At 63.6% G+C, this 26,360-nt stretch carries 20 protein-coding genes; 5 read left to right on the top strand and 15 right to left on the bottom strand.

Translation table 11 applies throughout. The features are described from left to right. Positions 1–28: 28 nt before the first annotated feature. Entirely contained in the window at positions 29–4,813 is a 4,785-nt protein-coding gene (locus tag G6N73_RS00445) for an NAD-glutamate dehydrogenase (RefSeq protein ID WP_165021645.1), read from the bottom strand. Between the two features lie 116 nt (positions 4,814–4,929). Between G6N73_RS00445 and G6N73_RS00440 the strand changes: the two genes are divergently transcribed. Both G6N73_RS00440 and glmM read left to right on the top strand, forming a co-directional pair. Beyond that, complete coding sequence (locus tag G6N73_RS00440; protein ID WP_165021643.1) at positions 4,930–5,493, top strand: peroxidase-related enzyme; 564 nt, start codon at positions 4,930–4,932, stop codon at positions 5,491–5,493. A 150-nt stretch (positions 5,494–5,643) separates the two neighbouring features. Next, on the top strand, positions 5,644–6,996 hold the full coding sequence (gene glmM, locus G6N73_RS00435) for a phosphoglucosamine mutase (RefSeq protein WP_165021641.1): 1,353 nt from the start codon (positions 5,644–5,646) through the stop codon (positions 6,994–6,996). A 124-nt stretch (positions 6,997–7,120) separates the two neighbouring features. Here the strand turns inward: glmM and G6N73_RS00430 are convergent, their stop codons facing one another. Further along, a complete protein-coding gene (locus G6N73_RS00430; RefSeq protein ID WP_165021639.1) occupies positions 7,121–8,299 on the bottom strand; it encodes an MFS transporter in 1,179 nt (392 codons plus the stop codon). A 322-nt stretch (positions 8,300–8,621) separates the two neighbouring features. Between G6N73_RS00430 and G6N73_RS00425 the strand changes: the two genes are divergently transcribed. Together G6N73_RS00425 and G6N73_RS00420 are read left to right on the top strand one after the other, a co-directional pair. Next, the gene (locus G6N73_RS00425) at positions 8,622–8,816 is read left to right on the top strand and encodes a type II toxin-antitoxin system HicA family toxin (protein WP_165021637.1); all 195 of its coding nucleotides are present in this window, start codon (positions 8,622–8,624) and stop codon (positions 8,814–8,816) included. A 7-nt stretch (positions 8,817–8,823) separates the two neighbouring features. Continuing rightward, a complete protein-coding gene (locus G6N73_RS00420; RefSeq protein ID WP_165021636.1) occupies positions 8,824–9,102 on the top strand; it encodes a type II toxin-antitoxin system HicB family antitoxin in 279 nt (92 codons plus the stop codon). A gap of 2 nt (positions 9,103–9,104) precedes the next feature. On the opposite strand, the gene pyc is transcribed toward G6N73_RS00420, so the two are convergent. The 10 genes from pyc to G6N73_RS00370 all read right to left on the bottom strand — a co-directional run bounded on the left by pyc (position 9,105) and on the right by G6N73_RS00370 (position 22,549). Continuing rightward, positions 9,105–12,563 (bottom strand): pyruvate carboxylase, encoded by a 3,459-nt coding sequence (gene pyc / locus G6N73_RS00415; protein WP_165021634.1) that lies wholly within the window; start codon positions 12,561–12,563, stop codon positions 9,105–9,107. Between the two features lie 147 nt (positions 12,564–12,710). Next, entirely contained in the window at positions 12,711–13,826 is a 1,116-nt protein-coding gene (locus G6N73_RS00410) for a branched-chain amino acid ABC transporter substrate-binding protein (protein ID WP_165021632.1), read from the bottom strand. 146 nt (positions 13,827–13,972) lie between these two features. Continuing rightward, the gene (locus G6N73_RS00405) at positions 13,973–14,320 is read right to left on the bottom strand and encodes a DUF6867 family protein (RefSeq protein WP_165021630.1); all 348 of its coding nucleotides are present in this window, start codon (positions 14,318–14,320) and stop codon (positions 13,973–13,975) included. 86 nt (positions 14,321–14,406) lie between these two features. Continuing rightward, positions 14,407–15,135 (bottom strand): ABC transporter ATP-binding protein, encoded by a 729-nt coding sequence (locus G6N73_RS00400; RefSeq protein WP_165021621.1) that lies wholly within the window; start codon positions 15,133–15,135, stop codon positions 14,407–14,409. Beyond that, a complete protein-coding gene (locus G6N73_RS00395) occupies positions 15,135–16,535 on the bottom strand; it encodes an ATP-binding cassette domain-containing protein (RefSeq protein WP_246251555.1) in 1,401 nt (466 codons plus the stop codon). The genes G6N73_RS00400 and G6N73_RS00395 overlap by 1 nt, the downstream gene beginning before the upstream one ends. Further along, positions 16,535–17,929 (bottom strand): high-affinity branched-chain amino acid ABC transporter permease LivM, encoded by a 1,395-nt coding sequence (gene livM / locus G6N73_RS00390; protein ID WP_165021615.1) that lies wholly within the window; start codon positions 17,927–17,929, stop codon positions 16,535–16,537. The genes G6N73_RS00395 and livM overlap by 1 nt, the downstream gene beginning before the upstream one ends. A 4-nt stretch (positions 17,930–17,933) precedes the next feature. Further along, positions 17,934–18,836 carry a branched-chain amino acid ABC transporter permease gene (locus G6N73_RS00385; RefSeq protein ID WP_165021613.1) on the bottom strand — a complete coding sequence of 301 codons (903 nt, stop codon included), beginning with the start codon at positions 18,834–18,836 and terminating at the stop codon, positions 17,934–17,936. 333 nt (positions 18,837–19,169) lie between these two features. After that, positions 19,170–20,171, bottom strand: coding sequence for a 4-hydroxyproline epimerase (locus G6N73_RS00380; RefSeq protein ID WP_165021610.1), 1,002 nt, complete (start codon positions 20,169–20,171; stop codon positions 19,170–19,172). 8 nt (positions 20,172–20,179) lie between these two features. Then, on the bottom strand, positions 20,180–21,439 hold the full coding sequence (locus G6N73_RS00375; protein WP_165021608.1) for an NAD(P)/FAD-dependent oxidoreductase: 1,260 nt from the start codon (positions 21,437–21,439) through the stop codon (positions 20,180–20,182). Between the two features lie 216 nt (positions 21,440–21,655). Next, positions 21,656–22,549 (bottom strand): dihydrodipicolinate synthase family protein, encoded by an 894-nt coding sequence (locus G6N73_RS00370; RefSeq protein WP_165021606.1) that lies wholly within the window; start codon positions 22,547–22,549, stop codon positions 21,656–21,658. A 106-nt stretch (positions 22,550–22,655) separates the two neighbouring features. On the opposite strand from G6N73_RS00370, the gene G6N73_RS00365 reads away from it, so the two are divergent. Next, positions 22,656–23,309 carry a GntR family transcriptional regulator gene (locus G6N73_RS00365; protein WP_206078580.1) on the top strand — a complete coding sequence of 218 codons (654 nt, stop codon included), beginning with the start codon at positions 22,656–22,658 and terminating at the stop codon, positions 23,307–23,309. 88 nt (positions 23,310–23,397) lie between these two features. Here G6N73_RS00365 and G6N73_RS00360 read toward each other — a convergent pair whose 3' ends face one another. The 3 genes from G6N73_RS00360 to G6N73_RS00350 form a co-directional block, all read right to left on the bottom strand. Beyond that, positions 23,398–23,700: a hypothetical protein gene (locus G6N73_RS00360; RefSeq protein WP_246251554.1), complete on the bottom strand. Its 303-nt coding sequence runs from the start codon at positions 23,698–23,700 to the stop codon at positions 23,398–23,400. Positions 23,701–23,901: 201 nt separating this feature from the next. Next, complete coding sequence (locus G6N73_RS00355) at positions 23,902–24,213, bottom strand: hypothetical protein (RefSeq protein WP_165021602.1); 312 nt, start codon at positions 24,211–24,213, stop codon at positions 23,902–23,904. A 286-nt stretch (positions 24,214–24,499) separates the two neighbouring features. After that, a complete protein-coding gene (locus G6N73_RS00350) occupies positions 24,500–25,996 on the bottom strand; it encodes a CoA-acylating methylmalonate-semialdehyde dehydrogenase (protein ID WP_165021600.1) in 1,497 nt (498 codons plus the stop codon). Positions 25,997–26,360: the final 364 nt, after the last annotated feature.

Raw genomic sequence — 26,360 nt, 5'->3', positions numbered from 1 at the left:
TTCAGCTTTTTCCCTCCGGACCGCCCGGTTACATCCCGGTGAGGTCGCTCATGAGCCCAGACGCCACCGACAGGCGCGACACCGTGATCTCGCCGCCCTCGGTCAGCGCCTGCAGCCTTTCGCGAGTGCGCGCGATCCGCTCGCCGCCGGCCTCGAGCCAGCTCGCCACTGGGTCGTCGGCCTTGCCGAACGCCGTCAGCGCCGCCACCGCGATGCCGCGCCGTGCTGCGCCGATCATGTCGGTCGCGCGCGTCAGCGCCAACCCGTCATAATAATCCGGCGGCAATATCGAGCGCGCCGCCTCTTCGACGCGGGGTATGCGGAACGCTTCGCTGACTGCGAAGAACGCCCGCGCGGCGGCCACTATGTCGGCCTTGGCCGTCCTGGAAACCAGCGCGATGTCGGGGATCAGCGCCGCCACATCGGTCCGCGCCAGCCGGTCGGCGAGCTTTTCCGGCGCACCGGCCGAGATGAAGCCTTGGCGGCGCTCCGCGAGTTTTGCCGCCGTGAAGGTCGGCATCAGCGCATCGAATTTGGGCTCCAGCGCCTTGCGCGCGTCCTGCAATTCACCGATGCGCTGGCCGAGCGGTGCGGTTCCCGTGTCGTTCTTCAGCAGCCAGGCGCTTGAGTTGTAGATCAGCCAGCCAACCGACTGGTAGAGGTCGAGCTGCACCTGCCCGTCGATCTTGTTGTCCAGCGCGTCGATTTCGGCGTAGAGCGCCGACAGCGAAAACCCGTCGCGTACCACCGCGAAGGCTCGCACCACATCGTCGGCCGCGCGTCCAGTCATGTCCTGCAGCCGGCTGACGAATGACGGTCCGCCGCGGTTGATCAGATCGTTGGCGACGACACGCGCGATGATCTCGCGGCGCAGCCTGTGGCTGCGGATCTCGCCCGAATATTTCTTCTCCATCCGGTCGGGGAAATACGCCATCAGGTCGCGTTCGAAATGCGGGTCGTCCGGCACTGAACTCGCCACTATGTCGGAAAACAGCACGATCTTGGCATAGGCGAGCAGCACGCCGAGTTCGGCCCGGGTCAGCGGCTCGCCGCGCGCCTCGCGCTCGGCAAGGGCCGCGGGCGAAGGCAGCGTCTCGACTGACCGGTCGAGCAGCCCGCGCGCTTCCAACGCGATCATGAAGCGGGCCTGGTGCGCGAAGTCGGCCAGCCCGCGCCTGCGCTGCAGCGAAAGCGCCAGCGTCTGCTGGTAGTTGTTGGCCAGCACCAGCCGGCCGACTTCCTCCGTCATCTCGGCGAGCAGCTTGTTGCGCGTCGGCCTCGCCAGCGTTCCCTTGCGCATGGCCGCGGCCAGCGCGATCTTGATGTTGACTTCGACGTCCGACGAGTTGACGCCGCCCGAATTGTCGATCGCATCCGAATTGCAGGCCCCGCCGGCGAGGCCGAATTCGATTCGCCCGCGCTGCGTCACGCCGAGATTGGCACCTTCGCCGATCACCTTGGCGCGCACTTCCGCGGCCGTCACGCGAATGGCGTCGTTGGCGCGGTCGCCGACCTCCTGGTTGCTTTCGCCTGTCGCCTTCACATAGGTGCCGATGCCGCCGAACCAGAGCAGGTCGACATCCGCCTTCAGGATGGCGTTCATGATCTCGACAGGCGAGACGACGTGCCTGGAAAGGCCGATCGCCGCTGCGGCCTGAGGCGAGAGCGTCACCGACTTTTGCGCCCGCGAAACGATGATGCCGCCGGCCGAGAGCTTCGACTTGTCGTAATCCTGCCAGCTCGAGCGCGGCAGGTCGAACATGCGCCTGCGCTCCGTCATCGATATGGCCGTATCGGGATCCGGGTCGATGAAAATGTCGCGGTGGTCGAATGCCGCGATCAGCCGCGTCTGATCGGAAAGCAGCATGCCGTTGCCGAACACGTCGCCCGACATGTCGCCGATGCCCACCGTGGTGAAAGGCTGCGTCTGGATGTCCCGGTTCATCTCCCGGAAATGCCGCTTCACGGCCTCCCAGGCGCCCTTGGCGGTGATGCCCATCTTCTTGTGGTCGTAGCCCGCCGAGCCGCCCGAGGCAAAGGCGTCGTCGAGCCAGAAACCGTGCGCCTGGCTGATCCCGTTGGCGGTGTCGGAGAAGGTCGCGGTGCCCTTGTCGGCGGCCACGACGAAATACGGATCGTCCTCATCGCGACGGACCACGCCGGCCGGCGGGACCACCTTGTCGCCGTCGAGATTGTCGGTGATCGAAAGCAGGCTGGAGACGAAGTTGATGTAGGCCTTCTTGCCGGCCTCGAACACCGCCTCGCGGGTTCCGCCGACGGGCAAGCACTTCGGGAAGAAACCGCCCTTGGCGCCGACCGGCACGATCACCGCATTCTTGACCTGCTGCGCTTTGACTAGGCCGAGCACCTCGGTGCGGTAGTCCTGCGCCCGGTCCGACCAGCGCAGGCCGCCGCGCGCCACAGGACCGAAGCGTAGATGCACGCCGTCGACTTCTGACCCGTAGACGAAGATCTCGCGCCATGGCCGCGGCTCCGGCAGCCCGTCCACCGCGCGGGAATCGAGCTTGATCGCCAGCGACTGACCTCTCTCCTTCGTTCCGGATACGAAATGGTTGGTGCGCAGCGAGGATTCGACCAGGTTCAAATAGCGCCTGATGATCGTATCGTCATCGATGTTCGGCACATCCTCCAGCGCGTCTTTGATCTTAGCCTTGAGGTGTTTCGCCGTCACTGCGCCGTCTTTTTGCGCTGCCGGATCGAACAGCGCGACGAACATCTGGTAGAGCCCGCGGGTAATCTCGGGATATCGGTTGAGCACGGCAGCGATGAAACCCTGGCTCTGCGGAATCCCCGCCTGATGCAGATAGCGGCCATAGGCGCGCAGGATGATGATTTCGTTCGACCACAGGCCGGCGGTCTGGGCGAGGGCGTTATAGCCATCATTGTCGGCATCGCCGCGCCATACCGACAGGAACACATCCTCGAACAGCTTGCCGCCGCCGGAGAGGTCGATCGGCTGTCCGAAGACATTCTCCAGTTCCATGTCGTGCACGAACACCAGCCCGGTTTCGCGATCACCGACCTCGAAGGTGCGCTCGCTGATCACCCGGAAGCCGATATTCTCCAGCACCGGCACGCGCCGCGACAGCGCCACCGGGGCGCCGAAATGGTAGATCTTCAGAGCTGCCTGCTCCGGCCGCTGGTCGGCATGGCGGTAATAGTCGATGGCGATCGGGTTGGTGGCGTCGAGCGCGGCGATGCGGCCGGCGTCGACCAGCGCCTCGGCCGCCGAGAAGCTGCCGCGATAGCTTTCCGGGAATTTCGCGGCAATGCCAGCCAGCCCCGGCTCCGCGCTCGATGCGGCCGTCGCCTCGCGTAGCGCGTCCTCCCAAGTTCGCACGATGTCGCGGATCGCCGCCTCGATCGTCCTGGGATCGACCTTCGGGGTCTTGCCTCCGGAGCGGCCGATGATGAAATGCACTCGCGCCAGGCCACCTTCCGGGAAGGCCGGGTAGTAGGCTGAGAGCCGCCCCTCAAACGCGTTCTTCAGATAATCGCCTATGCGAACGCGCGCCCGGCTGTCGTAGCGGTCGCGCGGCACGAACACCAGGATCGATACGAAGCGGTCGAACTGGTCGACCCGCACCAGAGCGCGCACGCGCGGCCGCTCCACCAGTCCCAGGATCGCCTCGGCATGCTTGCGCAGCGTCGGCACCGTTATCTGGAACAGTTCGTCGCGCGGATAGGATTCGAGCACGTTGATCAGCGCCTTGCCCGAGTGGTCGCCCGGGTCGAAGCCGGATTTGGCGATAACCTTCTGCGCCTTGGACCGCAGATAGGGGATCTTCATCACCGAGCGTGTATAGGCGGTCGAGGTGAACAGGCCGACGATGCGCAGCTCGCCCGAGAGCGCGCCCTTCTTGTCGTAGGTCTTGACCCCGATGTAGTCGAGATAGATGCGGCGGTGGACGACCGACTTGGCGTTGGCCTTGGTCACGATCAGCGGATCGGGTCCGTGCAGGAAGGCACGGATTTCCGGCGTCGTCGTGGCGCCTTCGATCTCGCGCCGCAGCACCATCACGTTGGGATCGTGCAGTATGCCGAGGCCGGGGCTGGCGGCGCGCTCCAGCGTGCCGCTCTTCTCGCCGCCCTTGTAGGCAAACTCGCGCATGCCGAGGAAAGTGAAATTGTCGTCGCGCAGCCATTCCAGGAACGCGATCGCCTCCGTCACTGCATCCTTGTCGAGTGGGACCGGAGAGTAGCGGAATTCCAGGATCGCCTGATCGAGCCGCGCCAACATCGGCTTCCAGTCGCCGACCGCGTGGCGGACCTGCCCGAGCACGCCCGCCAGCCTGTCGTGCAGCCCTGCTGCCTCTTCCGCGGAGAGCCGGCCGATATGCACATGGATGACGCTCAGCCGATCGGCGCCATGATCCTTGGCCAGGCCGCCGTCGCCGACGATCTCCTCGACGCCGTGCTTGCCGTGCCTGACCACGATCACCGGATGGGTTACCAGCACCGGTTCGCCGGCGGTCTCGGTGATCTCGCCCAGCACCGAATCAAACAGGAAGGGCATGTTGTCGTTGACGACGGTGATGACCGTCACCAGCCGCCCGTCGCGCACCATGCCGGCGGCGCTGTCGATTGCGATGACGCTCTCGCCCTTGTGGTGCTTCGCAACCGCGCGATAGGCAAGCTCGGCGGCCTTGGCCAGCACCGCGGGTTCATAGGCGGCGACATCTTCCGCAGGCGTGCGCGCATGCAGGAATTCCGCCAGCCGCGCCGGCCCGTCGATCGCATTCGGTGTGGGGATTTTCGTTGCAGCCGCTTTGGCCTTGGCGCTGGATGCCATGATGCTTAAACCTCCCCCGGCCCATGCTTTTGCGGCTATCGTAGCAGATGAACCGCATTTGGCGACACGGGCATAGATGCAAAATGCAAACTTCGCATGAAAGGGAGATGACGGCCATGAACGAGCGCATCCATGCACTGGACCTGCCCGCCGCCGAATTGAGCGAAGCGACAAAAGCCTATTTCGCAAAATGCGAGGAGAAGCTCGGACTGGTTCCCAACGTGCTCCTTTCCTATGCCTTCGACGAGAAGAAGCTGCGCGCCTTCACCGACACCTACAATGATTTGATGCTAGGCGATTCCGGCCTGTCCAAGCTCGAGCGCGAGATGATCGCGGTCGTCGTCTCTTCAATCAACCATTGCTATTACTGCCTGACCGCTCATGGCGCGGCGGTGCGCCAACTGTCCGGCGACCCGGCGCTGGGCGAGATGATGGTGATGAATTATCGCGCGGCAGAACTTTCGCTGCGCCAAAAGGCGATGCTGGATTTTTCCGCCAAACTAACGGAACACCCGGCAAAAATCGAGGAGAGCGACCGCGCCGACTTGCGCGCGGCCGGCTTTTCCGACCGCGACATCTGGGATATCGCCTCCACTGCCGCATTCTTCAATATGTCGAACCGCCTCGCAGCGGCCATCGACATGCGGCCCAACACGGAATACCACAAGATGGCGCGGTGAGCATCGGGCTTGTCTGCCAGGCTAGACACCGGGAAAGCGAAACCATTTCTAAGCATTCGTAACAGATACTCACAGAAAGTGATGTCGGAACGACGCGTTATTGTGTCAAATGGATGACTGCGTGAATCACGCGCGGGGAAGTTGCGTAGAATGACGAGACGATATTTCGGAACGGATGGGATCCGGGGACGGGCCAACAAATTTCCGATGACAGCCGAGGTTGCGATGAAGGTCGGCATGGCTGCCGGCCTGTCATTCCAGCGCGGCAACCATCGCCATCGCGTCGTGCTCGGCAAGGACACGCGGCTGTCAGGCTATATGATCGAGAACGCGCTGGTAGCCGGCTTCTGTGCCGCCGGCATGGATGTGTTCCTGCTGGGGCCGATTCCGACGCCGGCCGTCGCCATGCTGTCGCGGTCGCTGCGCGCCGATATCGGCGTGATGATCTCGGCCTCGCACAATCCCTATTACGATAACGGCATCAAGCTGTTCGGCCCTGACGGCTACAAGCTGTCGGACGAGATCGAAATGCGCATCGAGGCGCTGCTCGACCAGGATGTCGACATTTCGCTGGCCGACGCGGACGGGCTCGGGCGCGCCAAGCGCGTCGACGGCGTGCACGACCGCTATATCGAATTCGCCAAGCGCACTCTGCCGCGTTCCATGTCGCTCGCGGGCCTGCGCATCGTGGTCGATTGCGCCAATGGCGCCGCCTACAAGGTCGCGCCGGCAGCGCTTTGGGAACTCGGCGCCGAGGTCATCACCATCAACAACGAGCCGAACGGCTTCAACATCAACGAAGAATGCGGCTCGACGCACCCGGTCGGCCTTTCCAAGAAAGTTCATGAAGTGCGCGCCGACATCGGCATAGCGCTCGACGGCGACGCCGACCGTATGGTCATCGTCGACGAGAACGGCGCTGTCGTCGACGGCGACCAGATCATGGCGCTGATCGCCGAATCCTGGCATCAGAGCGGCCGTCTGGCCGGCGGCGGCGTCGTCGCAACCGTCATGTCCAATCTCGGCCTCGAACGCTTCCTCGGCGACGCCGGCCTGCAACTGCACCGCACCCAGGTCGGCGACCGTTACGTGGTCGAGCACATGCGCGCGCATGGGCTGAATGTCGGCGGCGAGCAGTCCGGCCATATCGTGCTGTCTGATTTCTCCACCACCGGCGACGGGCTGGTCTCGGCGCTGCAGGTGCTGGCCTGCATAAAGCGCCAGAACAAGCCGGTCAGCGAGATCTGCAAGAAGTTCGAGCCGGTGCCGCAGCTCTTGAAGAATGTGCGCTTCGCCGGCGGCAAGCCCCTGGAGACGGCCCCCGTCAAGGCCGCGATCGAGGACGCCCGCAACCGGCTCGGCAAGTCCGGCCGCCTGGTGATCCGGCCTTCCGGCACCGAGCCGCTGATTCGGGTCATGGCCGAGGGCGACGACCAGAAGCTGGTCGAGACGGTAGTGAACGACATCGTCGACGTTATCGCCGACATCAAGACCGCTGCCTGAAATCAACGTATTGCTGAAAGGCCTGCCAGCCCCGGCAGGCCTTTTAAAGGCGGTTCATTGCTGGCTGGAAGGAGGCCAGCAGGCGCCGCTGCGGCGCCTGTTTTCATTTGTCGTTCGCTGAAACTTATTCGGCTGGCTGCGCCGGCGCGAAATCGGCGGTGCGCGCCAGTCCCGCCATGAGGCAGACGACGACCAGAAGGCCCGACAAAGCGATGAACACCGGGCCGAAGCCGGTGCGCTCGCCGACGAAACCGATGGCCGAGGGCGCGACGAGCAGGCCGGAATAGCCCATCGTCGTCACCACGCTCATGCCTGCCCCCGGAGACGTGCCGGGCTGGTTGCCGGCGGCCGAGAACGCGATCGGCACCATATTGGCGACGCCGAGACCGCAAAAGGCGAAGGCGGCGATGGCCAGCCACGGCCAGGGCGACAGCCCCGCCACCAGCATGCCCGCTGCCGCGATCAGGCTGGATACGCGCAGCGTCGTCACGGCGCCGAAACGATTCCGGACCGCGTCGCCGAGGAAGCGGACAACCGCCATGGTGCCGGCGAAGAAAGCGAAGGCGAAGCCGGCGGTGGCTAGGTCGGCGCCCAATTCCTGCTTCAGGTAGAGCGCCGCCCAGTCGAGCACTGCGCCTTCCGGCACCATCGAGAACAGCGCCACCAGGCCGACAAGATAGATCAGCGGGTTTTTCGGCAGCGTGAATTTGTGATGCTGGTGCGCCAGGGCCTTCGGCTCGGCGATGAGCCTTGGAAGCGCCCACGCCATGACGGCGAGCGCAACGGCTGTCACAGCGGCGGCATGGGCGAGATGGCCGTATGTCTGGATGGCGATGCCGCCGAGGCCGCCGCCGGCAAAGCCGCCAAGGCTCCAGAAGCCGTGCGAGGACGACATGATGGCGCGGCCGAGCCGCTTCTCGACCTCGACCGCATTGGCGTTCATGGCGACGTCCATGCCGCCGATCAGGCCGCCGAAAAGGAACATCGCAAGGGCGGCGAGCGGCAGATTGGGCGCGGCGGCAACGACCAGCAGGCCGAAGGCGCCGATGGCGCCAAACCAGCGCACCACCGGCCGCGAGCCATAATGCGAGATGAGATGCCCGCACCAGGTCATCGCCGTGATCGCGCCCGCTCCGAACAGCAGTATGAGCAGGCCGAGCGTGAATTCGCTGATGCCGAGGCGGGTCAGGAACACCGGAATCTGCGGCGCCCAGCTTCCGGTGAGGAAGCCGTTGACGAAGAAGACCGCGCCGACCGCCCAGCGGGCCCGGATTGCGGTCGCGATGATGTTGGTGGCGTCCATGGCGAATTCCGGCGTTGGAGGGCGCGGCGGAACCTAAATCGGTTTAGGAGCGAGTCAAGGGCGGGGAGTGGAGAAAGCTTGGGCCAGGGAAGGCGGCAAGCCTTCGCACACAGACTTTCAGCCAAAACCAATCGGCTCATCTCGCGTTAACTTCTACCTTGACGGGCATTACGCGTGGGAGCTTTTATGCATGGTGGGGGAAATCCATGTGAACAGGACGGCCATTTCGGCGCGAGCCGGCGCTGCGATCTATCTCGCAGGGTCGTAGGCGCAGCGCCGAAGCCTCCCGGCGAGGTCACGAGCTGTCGAAAATGAAAGTTTGATGCTCAAAGACAGCCGCGATATTATCAAGAGGTTGAAATCCGACGGGTTCGAGCTTGTGTCGATCCGCGGCTCGCATCACAAGTTCAGGCATTTGGTGAGCGGCAGGATCGTAATCGTTACCCATCCGCGCAAGGACATTCCCGCCGGAACGGTTCGCTCCATTTATGTGCAGGCCGGGTGGCTGAAGGACTGAGACGTTCATGACCCACTACATCGCCTTGATCCACAAGGACGCCGAAAGCGGCTATGGCGTGTCTTTCCCCGACGTTCCGGGCGTCACTGTGGTCGCCGATACGCTGGATTCGGCCCTGCACGAAGCTTCCGTCGCGCTCGGCTTCGCCTTCGAGGATTGGCAAGGCGAGCTGCCCACCCGCCGTTCGCTCGACGATCTCCGCGACGACCCCGAGTTTCTACAACTGTCGTCTGCTGCCGTAGTGGCAGCAGTGGCTCCGGCAGGCGAAATGGCCCACGCCGCTTGATTCTACCCAAAAACCACCAGCAGGTCCTTCGCGTCGATCTGGTCGCCGGCCTTGACTAGCACTTCGGCGATGGCGCCGTCGCGCTCGGCGTGGAGCGCGGTTTCCATCTTCATCGCCTCGATGGACAGGAGCACGTCGCCGGCTTTCACCGCCTGTCCCGCCGCCACCGCGAGAGCCGAGACGACGCCGGGCATAGGCGCGCCGACATGCGCCTCGTTGCCCGGCTCGGCCTTGCGCCGTGCTCTGGATGCCGACGCGCCATGGGCGCGGTCCGGCACCTTGATGCGCCGCGGCTGGCCGTTGAGCTCGAAGAACACCGTCACCATGCCCTTGTCGTCGACCTCGCCGATGGCGAAGCAGCGGATGACCAGCGTCTTGCCCTTCTCTATGTCGACGAAGATCTCGTCCTGCGGCTTCATGCCGTAGAAATAGACCGGCGTCGGCAGAACGCTGACGGGGCCGTAGGTCTCCTGCACACCGCAGAAGTCGGAGAACACTTTCGGATACATCAGCCAGGAGGCGAATTCGTATTCGCTGACCTTGCGCTCCACCCTGTCCTCGATCTCCTTGCGGCTGGCCTTCAGGTCGGCGGGTTTGAGCAGCGAGCCCGGCCGCACGGTGATCGGCTTCTCCCCTTTCAGCGCCTTCTTCTGCAGGGCGGCGGGCCAGCCGCCGGGCGACTGGCCGAGATCGCCGCGCAGCATGGAAATGACCGAATCCGGAAAGGCGATGTCCCTGGCCGGATTCTCGACATCGGCGACGGTCAGGTCCTGGCTGACCATCATCAGCGCCATGTCGCCGACGACCTTGGACGACGGCGTCACCTTGACGATGTCGCCGAACATGCGGTTGACGTCGTGATAGGTCTGAGCGACTTCGTGCCAGCGGGTTTCCAGCCCGAGCGAACGCGCCTGCTCCTTGAGATTGGTGAATTGGCCGCCCGGCATTTCGTGCAGATAGACCTCCGAGGCAGGGCCCTTCAGGTCGCTCTCGAAGGCCGTATACTGGTTGCGCACGGCTTCCCAGTAGAAGGAGATGCGGCGGATCCATTCCGGGTCGAGGCCCGGATCGCGTTCATCGCCTCGCAGCGCCTCGACGATGGAGCCCAGGCAGGGCTGGGAAGTGTTGCCGGAGAAGGAATCCATTGCCGCATCAATGGCGTCGACGCCGGCCTCGACCGCGGCAAGCACGGTTGCGGCTGAAAGGCCGGACGTGTCGTGGGTGTGGAAATGCAGCGGCAGGTCCGTCGCTTCGCGCAGCGTCTTGAACAGCACTTTCGCGGCGGCGGGTTTCAGGAGGCCCGCCATGTCCTTGATCGAGATGATGTTGGCGCCGGCCGCTTCGAGTTCCTTGGTCAGCCCGACATAGTATTTCAGGTCGTATTTGGCCCGGTTCGGGTCGAGAAGGTCGCCGGTGTAGCAGATCGCCGCCTCGCAGAGCTTCCCTTCGCTCAGCACCGCGTCCATCGAGACCCGCATGTTCTCGACCCAGTTCAGGCAATCGAAAACACGGAACAGGTCGATGCCGCCCCTGGCCGCCTGCTTGACGAAGTGCTGCACGACATTGTCGGGATAATTGGTGTAGCCGACGCCATTGGCGCCGCGCAGCAGCATCTGCAGCAGCAGGTTGGGCGCGCCCTCGCGCACCAGCGCCAACCGCTCCCACGGATCCTCCGTCAGGAAGCGCATGGAGACGTCGAAGGTCGCGCCGCCCCAACATTCGAGCGACAGCAGGCGGGGCAGCGCACGGGCATAGGTTCCGGCGATGCGGGCAATATCGTAGGTGCGCACCCGGGTGGCGAGCAGCGACTGATGGCCGTCGCGCATGGTCGTGTCGGTGACCAGCACCTCCTTCCGCTCGCGCATCCAGGCCGCGAATTTTTCCGGGCCGAGCGTGTCGAAGCGCTGCTTGGTCCCGCCCGGAATGGCGCCGTTCAGATAGGGAACGATCGGAGCGGCGGCGTCCGCCTTCGGCATCGGCCGGCCGCGCGTTTCGGGGTGGCCGTTGACCGTCACGTCGGCCAGATAGTTGAGCAGCTTCGTCGCCCGGTCCTGCCGCTTCACCTGCGCGAACAGTTCAGGCGTCGTGTCGATGAACCGGGTCGTGTAGCTGTTGTCGTGAAAACTCGGATGCGTGATGATCGCTTCGAGGAAGGTGAGGTTGGTCGCCACGCCGCGGATGCGGAACTCGCGCAAAGCGCGGTGCATGCGGGCGATCGCCTCCTGCGGCGTCGGCGCCCAGGCGGTTATCTTTTCCAGCAGCGGATCGTAGAAGCGGGTGATGACCGCGCCGGAATAGGCGGTGCCGCCGTCGAGGCGGATGCCGAAGCCGGTGGCGCCGCGATAGGCGGTGATGCGGCCGTAGTCGGGGATGAAGTTCTGTTCGGGGTCTTCGGTGGTGATGCGGCACTGCAGCGCGTGGCCGTTCAGCCTGATCTCGTCCTGCGGCGGCACGCCCGATTCCGGCGTTCCGATGGCAAAGCCGTCGAGGATGTGGATCTGCGCCTTGACGATGTCGATACCGGTCACCTGCTCGGTGACGGTGTGCTCGACCTGAATGCGCGGATTGACCTCGATGAAGTAGAATTTGCCGGTATCGGCATCCATCAGGAACTCGACCGTGCCGGCGCCGATATAGTCGGTCTCGCGCGCGATCTTCAGCGCGTGGTCGCAGAGTTCCTTGCGCCGGGCCGCATCGAGGTAGGGGGCCGGCGCGCGCTCGACGACCTTCTGGTTGCGGCGCTGGATGGAGCAGTCGCGCTCGAAAAGATGGACGGCGTTGCCATGGGTGTCGCCGAGGATCTGGACCTCGACATGGCGGGCGCGCTCGATCAGCTTTTCGAGATAGACTTCATCCTTGCCGAAGGCGGCTCTCGCCTCGCGCTTGCCTTCCGTCACCTCGCGCGCGAGGTCGGCCTCCGAGCGGATGGCGCGCATGCCGCGTCCGCCGCCGCCCCATGAAGCTTTCAGCATCACAGGGTAGCCGATCTTTCCGGCGAGCTTCTTCACCTCCGCCATGTCGTCGGGCAGCGGTTCGGTCGCCGGCACGACCGGCACGCCGACTTCGATGGCGAGGTTGCGCGCCGCCACCTTGTTGCCCAGCCGGCGCATGGTCTCGGGCTTCGGGCCGATGAATACCAGCCCGTTTTCGGCGCAGGCCTCGGCGAATTCCGGGCTTTCCGAAAGCAGGCCGTAGCCGGGGTGGACGGCGTCCGCACCAGAAAGCTTAGCGACCCGGATTACCTCCTCGATCGAAAGGTAACTTTCGATCGGCCCCATATCCTTCGCCCGATGCGGGCCGCGCCCGACCTGATAGGATTCGTCCGCCTTGAACCGGTGTAGCGAATATTTGTCCTCTTCCGCCCAGATGGCCACGGTTTTCAAGCCAAGCTCATTTGCGGCCCGGAAAACCCGGATGGCGATTTCGGAACGGTTGGCGACGAGGATCTTGGCTATGGGCACGGACGCACTCCGAAGGGGAAAGCACGTTTCCTGCTTACCGCCAAAATGCTGCACTGCAAACTTTTGTTTCGGGCAAACAGTCGACGGCGCAATAAAAAATGCCCGGCGCAAGCGCCGGGCATCCTTTTGTAGGCGGAGATCGTCAGCTTACATCTGGAAGTAAGTGTATTTACCGTCGTCGCCCTTCTTCCACTCGTAGATGACGTAGCCGGGGAGCTTCGGATCGCCCTTCTCGTCAAAGCCGATGTCGCCGAGAGCGGTCTTGAACGGGCCCTTGGCCTTGGCGGCTTCTGCGACGGCCTGTGGATCATTCGACCCAGCGGCAGCCGCTGCGGCAGCGATCACCTGCGTGGCCGCGTAGGAGTAGAGTGTGTACGCCTCCGGTTCGAAGCCAGCAGCGCGGAACGTCTCGATCAGCGCCTTATTGTTAGGATCATTGCGCGGATCCGGCGAGAAGGTCATCAGCGTGCCCTCAACGGCGTCGCCGGCGATCGAGGCGAGTTCGTTGGACACAATGCCGTCGCCCGACATGAAGGTCGCGTCGAGACCTTGATCGGCCAGCTGACGCAGGATCAGGCCGGCTTCGGTGTGCAGGCCACCCCAGTAAACGACGGTGACCCCAGCATCCTTCATCTTGGCGATCAGGGCCGAGAAGTCCTTGTCGCCTACATTGACGCCTTCGTACATGGCTTCAGTAACGCCGGCGGTGTTGGCGGCCTTCTTGGTCTCGTCAGCGAGACCCTGGCCGTAAGGCGTCTTGTCGTGGAGGATGGCGACCTTGGCGTCCTTGAAGTTGGCGGCGAGATAGGCGCCTGCTACGCCCCCCTGCTGATCGTCGCGGCCGCAGGTGCGGAAGGTGTTCCACAAGCCGCGCTCGGTGAATTGCGGGTTGGTCGAAGCCGGCGTGATCTGCATGATGCCGTTTTCGGCATAGACTTCCGACGCCGGGATCGACACGCCGGAGTTGAAGTGGCCCACAACGAACTTGACGCCGTCGGCGACGAACTTGTTGGCGACCGAAATGCCCTGCTTCGGATCGGAAACGTCGTCGCCGACGACGATCTTGACCTGCTCGCCGTTAATGCCGCCCGCGGCATTGATGTCGGCGGCCGCCTGCTCGGCGCCCTTCTGGAGCTGCGCGCCGAAAGCGGCGTTAGGGCCGGTGATCGGGCCAGCCACGCCGATGACGATGTCCGCCCAGGCGCTGCCGCTGAACGCCACCAGGGCGGTCAGTGCAACTGCGGACAAAAGTGACTTTTTCATTGAAAGACTCCCATTAACTGAGCGGGCTGGATGAAGCTTTCATGCGATGCCCACCCATATCGCAGAAAGCGCTACTTTGCCGATTTTCCGGCGCTTGTCACGCCGATTCACCTCGGCAGAGAGTTACGTCTCGTTCATGATTAAGCTTAACCTTTCGGCCTCCAGCTCAGTAGCGAGGCCCGTTCGTAGAGCCAGTGATACTGCGTTACCATCTGGTTGGTGCGCGTATACTGGTAGCCGAAGATGCCGATAATCAGCAGAACGATTGTATCGACGATGTAGTAGTGTAGGCTGAACATCGTGCCGTTGAACAGCGCATGATGGATGAAGCGCACCGCGATGCCGAGCAGCAGGAGATAGAAGACGAGGGCGAGCATCGGCCGCCAGGTCTGGGCGCAGGCCCTGCCGGTCATCCACGCCGCCCAGCCGCCGAGCAGGCAGGTGACGAAGAAGAACTGCCAGATCGAAGGTTCCTCGTAGAGAATTCCCTGCATTTTCGTCAACCTCCAGACAGGCCTGGGCGCTGTCTATCATTCTGGTTTCAATCCCCCGGGAACGGTAGCCGCGCCCGCGATTTACTCTAGTGCCGCCCGCCCTCGAGATAGGCGGCCCGCACGTCGGGATTTGCGAGCAGCTCCGCGCCGGAACCGCTGAGCGTCACATTGCCGTTGACCATGACATAACCGCGATTGGCGAGCTTCAAGGCGCCGAACGCGTTCTGCTCGACCAAGAACACGGTCAGTCCGTCGGTCTTGTTGAGTTCGCGGATCGCGTCGAAAATCTGCTTCACGATCAGCGGCGCCAACCCGAGCGAAGGCTCGTCGAGCAGCAACAGCTTGGGCCTGGCCATCAGGGCGCGGCCGATCGACAGCATCTGCTGCTCGCCGCCGGAAAGCGTGCCGCCGCGCTGGGCGATGCGCTCCTTGAGGCGCGGAAACAGCGTGAACACCTTTTCGGCGTCCTCGTCGAAATGCCTCATATTGTCCAGGCTTGCGCCCATCTGGAGGTTTTCCATGACTGTCATGCGCGGAAAGATGCGCCGCCCTTCCGGCGATTGCGCAATGCGCATGCGGGCGATCTCGTGGGTCGGCATCTCGGTGATGTCGGTTCCAGAGAAGGTGATCTTGCCGGCACGCGCCCGCGGGCTGCCGAAGATCGTCATCATCAGCGTCGACTTGCCCGCGCCGTTGGCGCCGATCAAGGCGACGATCTCGCCCTCGTTGACCGACACGTTGACGCCGTTCAGAGCGCGGATATTTCCATAATAAGTCTGCACGCCCTCGACCTGCAGCAGCGCCTTAGCGGCCATTATCGACTTCCTTCGCGCTTTCCGGTTGCAGGCTTGGTTGCAGGCTTGGCGGCGGTCCTGGCGAGCTTCCTGGCCTGGCCGACCCAATCCTCGCGGGCGATGCGCCCGTCAAAGGCCAGATAGGCTTCGACGGCCTCTATGTCGGCCTTCTTCCATGCTGCGATCTGGTCGAAGTGGAAGATGCCATGCTCGTTGAGCTTCTTCTCGTTCACGGGGCCGATGCCTTTGATCAGCACCAGCCTGTCTGCAACGCCGCCGCGCGGCGCGGGAAGCGTGTTGGCGACAGTCCTGGCCTTGGGGGCCGCGGATTTCGGCGCCCTGGCGGCGACCGGCTTGGCAGCGGCTTTTGCGGCTGCGGCCTTTGCCTTGGCGCGCGCCTCGCGGTCGTCCACCTGCTGCGCCTTGGACGCGCGTTTGGAGACTGTGATGCGTTCGCCGCGATCGTCGCTGTGGCCGATCGTGTCCGATACCGCGCCCGCCATCATCGAAGACGACGCGCCAGGGCCGTGTTCCCTGTCCGGCTCGGCATCGAACTGCTCGATGACCTGCTCGTCGCCGACCTCGATCAGCACCTCCTCGACTTCTTCATCCTCGACACCGAGATAGGCGGCGACGACCCGCGGGTCGCTCTTCACGAAATCGGGATTCCCGTCGGAAATCTTGCGGCCGTATTCGAGCACGACCACGTGGTCGGAAATCTGCATGACCACCGACATGTCGTGCTCGATCAGAAGGATCGACGTGCCGGTATTGTGCTTGATGTCCATCAGGAGCGCGTTGAGCGCGTTCGATTCCCTCGGGTTGAGGCCGGCGGCCGGCTCGTCCAGGCATAGAAGCTCCGGGCCGGTGCACATTGCGCGGGCGATCTCGAGACGACGCTGCGCGCCGTAGGGCAGGTCGCCGGCGGGATCGTCGGCGCGGTCGATGAGATTGGCCTTCTCCAGCCAGAACTTGGCCAGTTCGATGGATTCGGCCGAGGCCCGGCGGTAGCCGCTGAAGCCCAACAGGCCGAGCACCGTATAGCCCGACGCCAGCATCAGCTTGTTGTGCTGCGCCACCAGAAGGTTCTCCAGAAGCGTCATGCCCGAAAACAGGCGGATGTTCTGGAAGGTGCGCGCCACCTTGGCCTTTGCCGTTATTTCATGGCCGGGCATGCGCTCGAGCAGGAATTGCTGCCCGCTCCTGCCGCCCAGCCGGATCATGCCTTCGGTCGGCTTGTAGAAGCCGGTGATGCAGTTGAACACCGTGGTCTTGCCCGCGCCGTTGGGGCCGATCAGCGCGGTGATGTCGCCGCGCTTGGCTTCGAAGGACAGGTCGCCGATCGCGACCAGTCCGCCGAACTTCATCGACAGATGCTCGACCGCGAGGATCGGAGTGTTCATGGAAGGTCCCGAATTCATCAGCCGTGCCCTTCCTTGGTGAAGGAACCGGCCACGGCTTTGCGTTTATGCAGGAAGGCAGTGGGTTCGCGGCTGCCGACGAAGCCGCGCGGCTTCCATATCATGACGATGACCATCGCCATTCCAAAGAGCAGCATGCGGTAAAGTTCGGGCGTGAAATCAGGACCGAAGATCATCTTGAGGAATTGCATCTCGCGCAGGATCTCGGTGCCGCCGATCATCACCAACGCCGCTACGGCGATGCCGGGCAGCGAGCCCATGCCGCCGAGAACGACGATTGCCAGGATGATCGCCGATTCCAGGAAGATGAAGGATTCGGGGCTGACGAAGCCCTGCCGCGCGGCGAAGAACGAGCCGGCGAAGCCGCCGAACATAGCGCCGGTGGCGAAGGCGGTAAGCTTGGTGGTGGTCGTGTTGATGCCTAGTGAGCGGCAGGCGATCTCGTCCTCGCGCAAGGCTTCCCACGCCCGGCCGACCGGCATGCGGCGCAGCCTGATGGTGACGAAGGCGGTGAGCAGCGCCAGCAGCAGGATGAGATAGTAGAGGAAGATCTTGTAGTAGGCGCCCGACTGGGCGATGTCGAAGACCTTGGCGATGTAATTGTCGTCGGAGACGTTGAACGAGATCAGGCCGAAGAACGAAACCTTCGGGATGCCGGAAATGCCGGCCGAGCCGTTGGTCACCTCGCGCCAGTTGATCAGCACGAGGCGGATGATCTCGCCGAAGGCGAGCGTCACGATAGCGAGATAGTCGCCGCGCAGGCGCAGCACGGGAAAGCCTAGAATGACGCCCCAGAAAGCGGCCATGGCGCCGGCGGCCGGCAGCAGGATCCAGAACGACCAGCCGAATTCCGTTCCGAGCAACGCGTAGGAATAGGCGCCGACGGCGTAAAAGGCGACGTAGCCGAGATCGAGCAGGCCCGCGAGCCCGACGACGATGTTCAGGCCCCAGGCGAGCATCACATAGATAAGGATCTGGATGCCGAAATTGTCGACCCATTTCAGCGAGCCCTGGAAGCCGAAGAGCAGGACGATCGCCACGGGATAGAGGAACAGCCCGACGATCGAGAGATTGATGAGATTCTTGCGCAGGTAGCTGGGCTCGGCGGCGATGACGGGCACGGCCTTGCCCTTCATCCTCTTGCGCTCTTCGAGCGCGGGGCCGACGAAGGCGACATGGATGAAACGCCCGATCATCGTCAGCACGACGAAGATGGCCAGCAAGCCCCAGCGCTGGACGATGATCAGCTCGTTGCGGATATTCTGGTCGGTCTTCAGCCCGACCAGAAGGACGAACAGGCCGAAGGAGATGGCGCCGGCATAGAGCGCTTCGCGAATTGCCCGAGGAAAGGGGCTACCCGCCTCGACGCGGTTTGTGGAAACGGCTTGCACCATGATGTCAGACCTTTTCCACTTCGGGCCGGCCGAGAATGCCGGACGGCAGGAAGATCAGCACGATGGCGAGGATCGAGAAAGCCGCCACATCCTTGTAGTCGATGGAGAAATAGGCCGACCACATCGATTCGATGAAGCCGATCATCAACCCGCCAAGCACTGCGCCTGGGATCGAGCCGATGCCGCCGAGCACCGCCGCCGTGAACGCCTTGACGCCTGGAACGAAGCCGTCCGAGAACACAACGACGCCGTAATACATGAGGTAGAGCGTGCCCGCGACGGCCGCCAGCGAAGCGCCCATGATAAAGGTGATCGAGATGGTGCGGTCGACGTCGATGCCGAGCAGCGCGGCCATCTTGCGGTCCTGCTCGCAGGCTCTCTGGGCGCGGCCGAGAGCCGTCTTGTTGACGAGGTACCAGAAGATGGCGAGCAGTGCGACAGTGACGACGACGATGACGATCTGCTTCTGCGAGATCGAGATGCCGAAAATGTCGTAGACCTTGGAGATCATCGGCGGGATCGGCTTGTTGCGCGGGCCCTGCGTGACCTGCACGAAGTTCGACAGCACGATCGACATGCCGATGGCGGTGATCAGCGGCGCCAGCCGGAACGAGCCGCGCAGCGGCCGGTAGGCGACTTTTTCGATCGTCCAGTTGTAGAGGCTGGTGGTCAGCATCGCCACGATCATCATGATCAGCAGGAACAGCACCACCGGCAGCGAATAGAAGACGGCGGTCAGGACCAGGAAGACGATCAGGGCGACGAACGACCCGATCATGAAGATGTCGCCATGGGCGAAATTGATCATGCCGATGATGCCGTAGACCATCGTGTAGCCGATCGCGATCAGTCCGTAGATCGATCCCAGCGTCAGCCCATTGACAAGCTGCTGGACGAAATATTCCATATTCAAGCGGCTCCCCTGGAACGTCGCCCGGTGGACGCGTTCCTTTTCTTGATTTCCCCTAGTCCTAAAGTTTCGAGCCCGGATTGCAATGTCCTTTTGCAGCCGGGTCGCCCTTCAGCGTCCTGCCCAGATTGCCTGCACTTTTCCATATGAGGTCCGCTGGACTAGGCGGCAAGCTATCATTGGCCCAACGCAATGTCTTTGACGAATCCAGAGATTCTTTTGCCTCAAACCGAAGAATCCAGCGTGGTGTGTCGTCGATGCACGGATTTGTTGCGTCCGGCGTATCGGTCTCGTTTAGCCGAAGAAGCACGCGCGGCGCATTTCCGCCGCTCACTTGACGATAAATCCATGCGCGAACGGGTCGCGGTCGTCGATGAAGATGGTGTTCAGTCCCGTCATGCGCGCCCAGCCTCCGATCGACGGAATGATCGCGCTTTTCCCGCCTAGTTCCGTCTCGCTCTCCACCCGTCCCTTGAACAGAGACCCGATGATCGATTCATGGATGAAATCGTCGCCGGCCTTCAGCCTGCCCTTGGCGTGGAGCTGCGCCATGCGCGCAGAGGTGCCCGTGCCGCAAGGGCTGCGGTCAATGGCCTTGTCGCCGTAGAACACGGCGTTGCGCGCATGCGCGTCCGGATGCTTCGGCGCGCCGGTCCACAGAATGTGCGACAGCCTGTTGATGCCCGGATTTTCGGGATGCACGAAGGAATATTGTTCGTTCAGGCGCTGACGGAGCACCGGACTCCAGGCGATCAGGTCGCCGGCCGAGTGGTCCTCCATGTCGCGATAATTCTCCTGCGGCTCGACGATGGCGTAAAAGTTGCCGCCATAGGCGACGTCGACCTTGAGCGGCCCGAGCACCGGACATTCGACGGCGAGCCCCTCCGCGTAAAGGAAGGATGGCACGTTGGTGATGCGCACCTCCTCGACATATTCGCCGACCTGCCTGTATTCGGCCACCACCAGGCCGGCGGGCGTATCGAGGCGCAGCATGCCGGGCTTGCGCGGACGCACGAGGCCGTGCTCGATCGCCATGGTGACCGTGCCGATGGTGCCGTGGCCGCACATTGGTAGGCAGCCTGAAGTCTCGATGAACAGGATGGCGATGTCGCAGTCGTCGCGCGTCGGCGGATAGAGGATCGAGCCGGACATCACGTCATGGCCGCGCGGCTCGAACATCAGGCCGGTGCGGATCCAGTCGTATTCGGCAAGAAAATGCGCCCGCCGCTCCATCATGGTCGCGCCGTTCAGGAGCGGCCCGCCGCCTGCGACCAGCCGTACCGGATTGCCGCATGTATGCCCGTCTATGCAGAAGAAGGTGTGGCGGGCCATTGGATGTTTCAGAACCTCTGTACGGAAAACGGCGAAAGATCGATTGCCGGAGCCTGCCCCGAAAACAGATCGCGGATCAAGCGGGCAGTCGCGGCGGCCTGGGTCAGGCCGAGATGGCCGTGGCCGAAGGCATAGTGAACGTTGCGGTGGTGTCTGGCTCCGCCGATCGCCGGCAATGAATCCGGCAGCGACGGCCGGAACCCCATCCATTCGCGACCAGCGCGCGTGTCGAGGCCAGGCAGGAACGCCTTGGCCTTGTCGAGCATCGCCTTCGAGCGGGCGTAGTTGGGCGGGCGGCGAAGGCCGCCGAGTTCGACCGCACCGCCGATGCGCAGGCCGGTCTCAAGCGGCGTGATGACGAAGCCGTGGCCGGAAAAGATGAGCTGGCGCTTCACATCGAAAGCGCCGGCCGGCAGGGTGGTGTTGTAGCCGCGCTCGGTTTCCAGCGGAATGCGGTCGCCAAGCTGCCGGGCCAGCAAATGCGACCAGGCGCCGCCCGCGAGCACCAGATGTCTGGCCTTCACGGTGCGGCCGTCGCGAAGCTGGACGACGATTCCGCCTTTCGACGGCATGACGAGCCCGACATCTCCCTTGACGAAAGTCGCGCCCTTCTCCTCGGCATAGCGCCAGATCGCCTTGCCGAGAAGCTTGGGGTCTGACACCGTCTTCCAGCCCGGGACGAACGTGCCCTTTACGAAGCGCGGCGAAAGGCCCGGCTGCAACGCCGCCAGTCCGTCACGCTCGACATGCAGATATTCGATGCCGAAGCGGTCGCGCGCCGCCCAACCGGGCAGCGAGGCTTCGAACTCGGCTTCGCTCTCATAAAGCTCGAGCGAGCCGTCCTCGCGCAGCATGTCTTTTGTCGCTGACCGCGCCATCAGCCCGTCCCATTCGGCTTCGGCGAGCTTCATCATGGCCGCCTGCGCCTTGAGGCCGCCTTCGTATTTGTCCGCCGCGCCAGCCCGCCAGAAGCGCACCAGCCACGGCAGAAGTTTCGGCAGATAGGCGGGCGGAATGGAAAGCGGCCCGAGCGGATCCATCAGCCATTTCGGCACCTGCCTGAGCATGCCCTTATGGGCCAGCGGCAGCACGTCGGAGAAAGCGAGTGCGGCCGCATTGCCCGAGCTAGTCTCTTCGCAAATGCCGGTGCGGTCGTAGATTGTGACGTTTCTTCCGGCCTCCGCGAGATAGGCGGCAATGCAGACGCCGATAATGCCGCCGCCGATGATGGCGATGGTGTCTGATTTCGTTACGGGCTCAGCCATCATGCTTGGAGCGATCTGAAGAAATGTAGCCGCCGCCCCTCACCCTTACCCTCTCCCCGTGAAGAACGGGGAGAGGGGAGCGTCAGCGCTGGAGCTTCTCCCTTCTCCCCGTCCCTTGCGGGGAGAAGGTGCCGGCAGGCGGATGAGGGGCAGCGCCAATCTAGTGAAGCTGCCTCGCCTCGACCAAAGACCATGCCGTTCGACAAAGTACCTGCCTTCTCAAAACCTCGGCAGCGCCGGCCGGACGGCGAGCGCGTCCTTGACGATCTTCTCCACTGTCGCGCGGCGCTCGCCGGCGAGCGGAAGGCGCGGCATGCGCACGCGGTCGTTGGTGCCGATCGCATGCACCTCGGCTAGCTTGATGTTCTGGACCAGATAGGTCGAGACGTCGAGGTCGAGCAGCGGCCGGAACCAGCGGTAGATCGACAGCGCCTCTTCGCGCCGGCCCTGCTTCATCAATTGATAAATAGCCACCGTTTCGCGCGGAAAAGCAGTGACCAGGCCGGCGACCCAGCCGATGGCCCCGACCGACAGCGCCTCGAAAGCCAGATTGTCGACCCCGGTGAAGAGATCGAAGCGGTCGCCGAAGCGGTTGATGATCTCGGTCGAGCGGCGGATGTCGTCGGACGATTCCTTGACCGCCACGAACAGCGGATCGGGCGCCAGTTCTTCCATCACATCGACGGTCACGTCGACGCGGTAGGCGAGGCGGTTGGAGTAGATCATCACCGGCAGACCGCCCGCCGCGGCCACCGCCTTCAGCGTCGCCACCGTCTCCTGCGGATTTGTGTGGTAGATCGGGCTCGGCACCACCATCAGGCCGTCCGCGCCCGACTTGGCCGCGCGCCTTGCAAGCGCCGCGCCGTCGCGGGTGGCCGGTTCGTTGACGGTCATCAGTACCGGCTTTCCGGCGGCGACTTTCTGCGCCGTCGCCATCACCTCGAGCTTCTCGTCATGCGAAAGCATCGGGCCCTCGCCGAGCGAGCCCGCGACGATGATGCCGTCGCAGCCGGCCTCCATCTGCAGCGCGAAGCAGCGCTCCATCTCGGCGTGGTCGAGGCGGTCGTCCTCGGTGAATTTGGTGGTGACTGCTGGGAATACCCCGGTCCACATAGCGCTTTCTCCATCAGATATATCACTGATATATCTCTTGGCAGGAGACCCTGTCAAACGGAATTGAGCAGTGATATATCGGAAATATATCACTGGAGGATTTTCCTTGCCCTTTTCCGCCGAAAATTCCGGCTCGGCAAGCGCCAAGGCCTACCGGGTTCTCGAGCGCATGATCGTAACGCTCGAACTGGCGCCCGGAAGCGTTGCGACCGAGGGCTCGATGATCGAGAGGCTCGGCCTCGGCAGAACGCCGGTCCGCGAGGCGATCCAGCGGCTGGCCTGGGAGGGGCTCGTCGAGGTGCGTCCTCGCGCCGGACTGGCGATTGCCCCCCTGCATGCCGCCGACTGGATGCGGGTCCTCGATGCGCGCCGCGGCATAGAGATCGTGCTGGCCCGCTCGGCGGCGCGCCACGTGACGCGCGACGCCGCCGACCGGTTTCACGCGGCGGCGCTCGCCATGCGCAAGGCCGTGATCGCGGGAGATGTTCCGGCTTTCCTGGAAGCCGACAAAGCCCTCGACGAGGCGATGGCGATCGCTGCTGATAATCCCTTCGCCGCCCGCGTCGCGGCGCCGTTGCAGACGCACAGCCGCCGCTTCTGGTTCCGCTATCAGGCCGATACCGGGCTCGGCCTGGCAGCCGAGCACCATGTCCGCTTGATCAGCGCAATATTGGAAAAGGACGAGCAAGCGGCCGCGGCCGAAGCGCAACGCCTCATGTCGCTGCTGCGCGAACACGCGGAGCAGGCCGCTTCAAGGTAGATCCAGGGATTCGAGCGCTTCAGGCGAGAGGAATTGCAGGCGCGATGGCCGCGCTGCGAGCAGCGCGCGGCCTGTCGGGGTGTCGAGGTCAAGCGCCGGGCAGTGCCGCCATCAGATTGCCGTCCCAGCCTTCGCCGGCCGAGAGCACGCAGCTCTTGCCGTCGGTTCCGGTAGCGAGGATGGTCCAGGTGCCGTTTTCCGAAACGAAGATCTCGACAACGGCATCGGGATTGATGACGCCCACTGCCTGTGCTTTCTCCTTATATTCGTCCGAGAGTTTCTTGACGATTTCGCCGCGTTCCGCGCATGGGACTTCGGCGAGGGCGGGACCCAGCGGCAACAACATCGCAGTTGCGGCGGCTGCCGCGATTAGGCGTAGATTCCGTGCCATGACGCACCTCCGTCCACCAGTCGAATGGATTGAATATCCAACGACGCGGCTCCAGATCGTGACCTCGAAACCAGTGCACGTAATCCACTGGTTCAGCTTTAAACAAAGCGCCGGTTGCCTGCCGCCGTTCCATCACGGATTGTTACAATACCGTCGCAGGACCTAGTGGAGCGGCCGACACGAACGCAAACCCGTCGACCGCTACGCGTCTTGGCCGGAAAGGGTCGCCGTGCTTTCCCAATTGTCGCCGGCCGCCACGATGCAGCTTCTGCCGCGAGTGTCGGTCACGATGACCGTCCAGCTTCCAGCCGCGCCGACATAGACCTCCATGATCGCCATACGACCGATCAGCCCGAATGCAATCTGCTTTTCCTGGAATTTCTCGGTCAGTGTGGCGACGAGTTCGCCGTGGTCGACGCAATGTTGGTACTGGGCGCTTGCGGGGCTCGCGACCGTCATCGCCGTGGCGACGACCAGCGCCTTCATCCATCTCAGCAACGATTTGTGTGCCATGGGGCACCTCCTTCGCCATCGCGTTCCGGCAAGGGAGGTGTGGAGGCCTCATTTTGCCGGAACGATCCAGGCCGGTTCCGACGTCGTCATCGCGTCGCTCCTTTCCGTGTTCCGGTCTGCCATCGTTTAGTGGGCCAATGATGTTCCCACTATGTTCCATATATGGGGAGAGCGGAAGGAAACCACAAGATTTGCCCCCACGGCCCTCTTTAACAAAACCGTGACGCAAAAAACCCGCGGGGTTGATCGCCCGCGGGTTCTAGGTCGGCCAAAATGGAATAGCCGTTTAATTCATCGTCGGAATTACGAATTCCGCGCCGTCCTTGATGCCGGACGGCCAGCGCGAGGTCACGGTTTTGGTCTTCGTGTAGAAGCGGAACGCATCGGGGCCGTGCTGATTCAGATCGCCGAAGGACGAGGCCTTCCAGCCGCCGAACGTATAGTAGGCGATCGGCACCGGGATCGGCACGTTGACGCCGACCATGCCGACCTGGACGCGGCTGGCGAAGTCGCGGGCGGCGTCGCCGTCGCGGGTGTAAATCGCGACGCCGTTGCCCATCTCGTGGTCGTTGGCGAGCTTGATCGCGTTCTCATAGGTCGGCGCACGCACGACCGACAGAACCGGCCCAAAAATCTCTTCCTTGTAGATGCGCATGTCGGCGGTGACATTGTCGAACAGGCAGCCGCCCATATAGTAGCCGTCCTCATAGCCCTGCATCTTGAAGCCGCGGCCGTCGACGACGAGCTTGGCGCCTTCCTTGACGCCGATGTCGACATAGTTCTTGACGCGCTCAAGCGCCTCCTTGGTGACCAGCGGACCGAAATCGGCCGAGGAATCGGTCGAGGGGCCGACCTTCAGGCTTTCGACGCGGGGAATGAGCTTTTCGAACAGCCGCTCCGCCGTCTCGTTGCCGACCGGAACCGCCACCGAGATCGCCATGCAGCGCTCGCCGGCCGACCCGTATCCGGCACCGATCAGCGCGTCGACGGTCTGGTCCAAGTCGGCGTCGGGCATGATGATCATGTGGTTCTTGGCGCCGCCGAAGCACTGCGCGCGCTTGCCGTTGGCCGTGGCGCGCGAATAGATGTACTGCGCGATCGGCGTCGAGCCGACGAAGCCGATGGCCTTGATGTCCGGATCGTCGAGGATGGCGTCGACCACTTCCTTGTCGCCATTGACGACGTTGAGGATGCCGGCCGGCAGGCCTGCCTCGAGGAACAGTTCGGCGATCCGGAGCGGCACACCGGGGTCGCGTTCCGACGGCTTCAGGATGAAGGCGTTGCCGCAGGCGATGGCCGGCGCGATCTTCCACAGCGGGATCATCGCCGGGAAGTTGAAGGGCGTGATGCCGGCGACGACGCCGAGGGGCTGGCGCATCGAATAGACGTCGATGCCGGGGCCGGCGCCGTCGGTGAACTCGCCCTTCATCATGTGCGGCGCGCCGATGCAGACCTCAACCACTTCGAGGCCGCGCTGGATGTCGCCCTTGGCGTCGGCGATCGTTTTTCCATGTTCCCGCGCGAGAATATCGGCGAGTTCGTCATAGTCGCGCTGCACCAGTTCCAGGAACTTCATGAGGATGCGGACGCGGCGTTGCGGATTGGTCGCCGCCCAGGCGGGCTGCGCGGCCTTGGCGTTCTCGACGGCGGCGCGCAGTTCCGACTTGGACGCCAGCGCCACCGTGCCGCGGACCGAGCCGTCCATGGGCTGCATGACGTTCTGTGCGCGTCCGCTCGTGCCGGCGACGCGCTTTCCACCGATGAAATGACCGTATTCGACCATGATCTCTCTCCCTGAGTTCCGTTGAGTTGCCGCATTGTCCCGCTTTGCGGCCCGCATTGCAACGCGAGCGGAAAAGCAACCGTTGTGCGGAAAATCGAGTGCCAGAGCAGAAGGGCTTTGATTTCCGCAAAGTGTCCATTAGTTTGCGGCAAGTTCAACTTCTGCTTGATCGCTGTGCCCCATCTTCACCGACCCCCCTCTGTCCTGCCGGACATCTCCCCCTCAAGGGGGGAGATTGGCAGCTTCGCCGCCGTCGCTATTTCTCCGACGGTCCAGATTGACGAAAGCTACGCGGCAGGCGTGATCTCCCCCCTTGAGGGGGAGATGTCCGGCAGGACAGAGGGGGGCCGTCGCAGGCACGAGC

This window comes from Allomesorhizobium camelthorni, assembly GCF_011045125.1.
GTDB lineage: Bacteria > Pseudomonadota > Alphaproteobacteria > Rhizobiales > Rhizobiaceae > Allomesorhizobium > Allomesorhizobium camelthorni.
Note: the sequence above shows the minus strand (reverse complement) of the source record. Positions and strands in the feature narration are given on the sequence as shown.

Coding starts and splice junctions, on each gene's coding strand:
- G6N73_RS00430 (WP_165021639.1), bottom strand. CDS start 8,299: ATGGACGCCACCAACATCATCGCGACCGCAATCCGGGCCCGCTGGGCG.
- glmM (WP_165021641.1), top strand. CDS start 5,644: ATGACGAGACGATATTTCGGAACGGATGGGATCCGGGGACGGGCCAAC.
- G6N73_RS00405 (WP_165021630.1), bottom strand. CDS start 14,320: ATGCAGGGAATTCTCTACGAGGAACCTTCGATCTGGCAGTTCTTCTTC.
- G6N73_RS00410 (WP_165021632.1), bottom strand. CDS start 13,826: ATGAAAAAGTCACTTTTGTCCGCAGTTGCACTGACCGCCCTGGTGGCG.
- G6N73_RS00370 (WP_165021606.1), bottom strand. CDS start 22,549: ATGTGGACCGGGGTATTCCCAGCAGTCACCACCAAATTCACCGAGGAC.
- G6N73_RS00445 (WP_165021645.1), bottom strand. CDS start 4,813: ATGGCATCCAGCGCCAAGGCCAAAGCGGCTGCAACGAAAATCCCCACA.
- G6N73_RS00360 (WP_246251554.1), bottom strand. CDS start 23,700: ATGGCACGGAATCTACGCCTAATCGCGGCAGCCGCCGCAACTGCGATG.
- G6N73_RS00350 (WP_165021600.1), bottom strand. CDS start 25,996: ATGGTCGAATACGGTCATTTCATCGGTGGAAAGCGCGTCGCCGGCACG.
- G6N73_RS00395 (WP_246251555.1), bottom strand. CDS start 16,535: ATGAATTCGGGACCTTCCATGAACACTCCGATCCTCGCGGTCGAGCAT.
- G6N73_RS00440 (WP_165021643.1), top strand. CDS start 4,930: ATGAACGAGCGCATCCATGCACTGGACCTGCCCGCCGCCGAATTGAGC.
- G6N73_RS00380 (WP_165021610.1), bottom strand. CDS start 20,171: ATGGCCCGCCACACCTTCTTCTGCATAGACGGGCATACATGCGGCAAT.
- G6N73_RS00375 (WP_165021608.1), bottom strand. CDS start 21,439: ATGATGGCTGAGCCCGTAACGAAATCAGACACCATCGCCATCATCGGC.
- G6N73_RS00425 (WP_165021637.1), top strand. CDS start 8,622: ATGCTCAAAGACAGCCGCGATATTATCAAGAGGTTGAAATCCGACGGG.
- G6N73_RS00385 (WP_165021613.1), bottom strand. CDS start 18,836: ATGGAATATTTCGTCCAGCAGCTTGTCAATGGGCTGACGCTGGGATCG.
- livM (WP_165021615.1), bottom strand. CDS start 17,929: ATGGTGCAAGCCGTTTCCACAAACCGCGTCGAGGCGGGTAGCCCCTTT.
- G6N73_RS00355 (WP_165021602.1), bottom strand. CDS start 24,213: ATGGCACACAAATCGTTGCTGAGATGGATGAAGGCGCTGGTCGTCGCC.
- G6N73_RS00400 (WP_165021621.1), bottom strand. CDS start 15,135: ATGGCCGCTAAGGCGCTGCTGCAGGTCGAGGGCGTGCAGACTTATTAT.
- G6N73_RS00420 (WP_165021636.1), top strand. CDS start 8,824: ATGACCCACTACATCGCCTTGATCCACAAGGACGCCGAAAGCGGCTAT.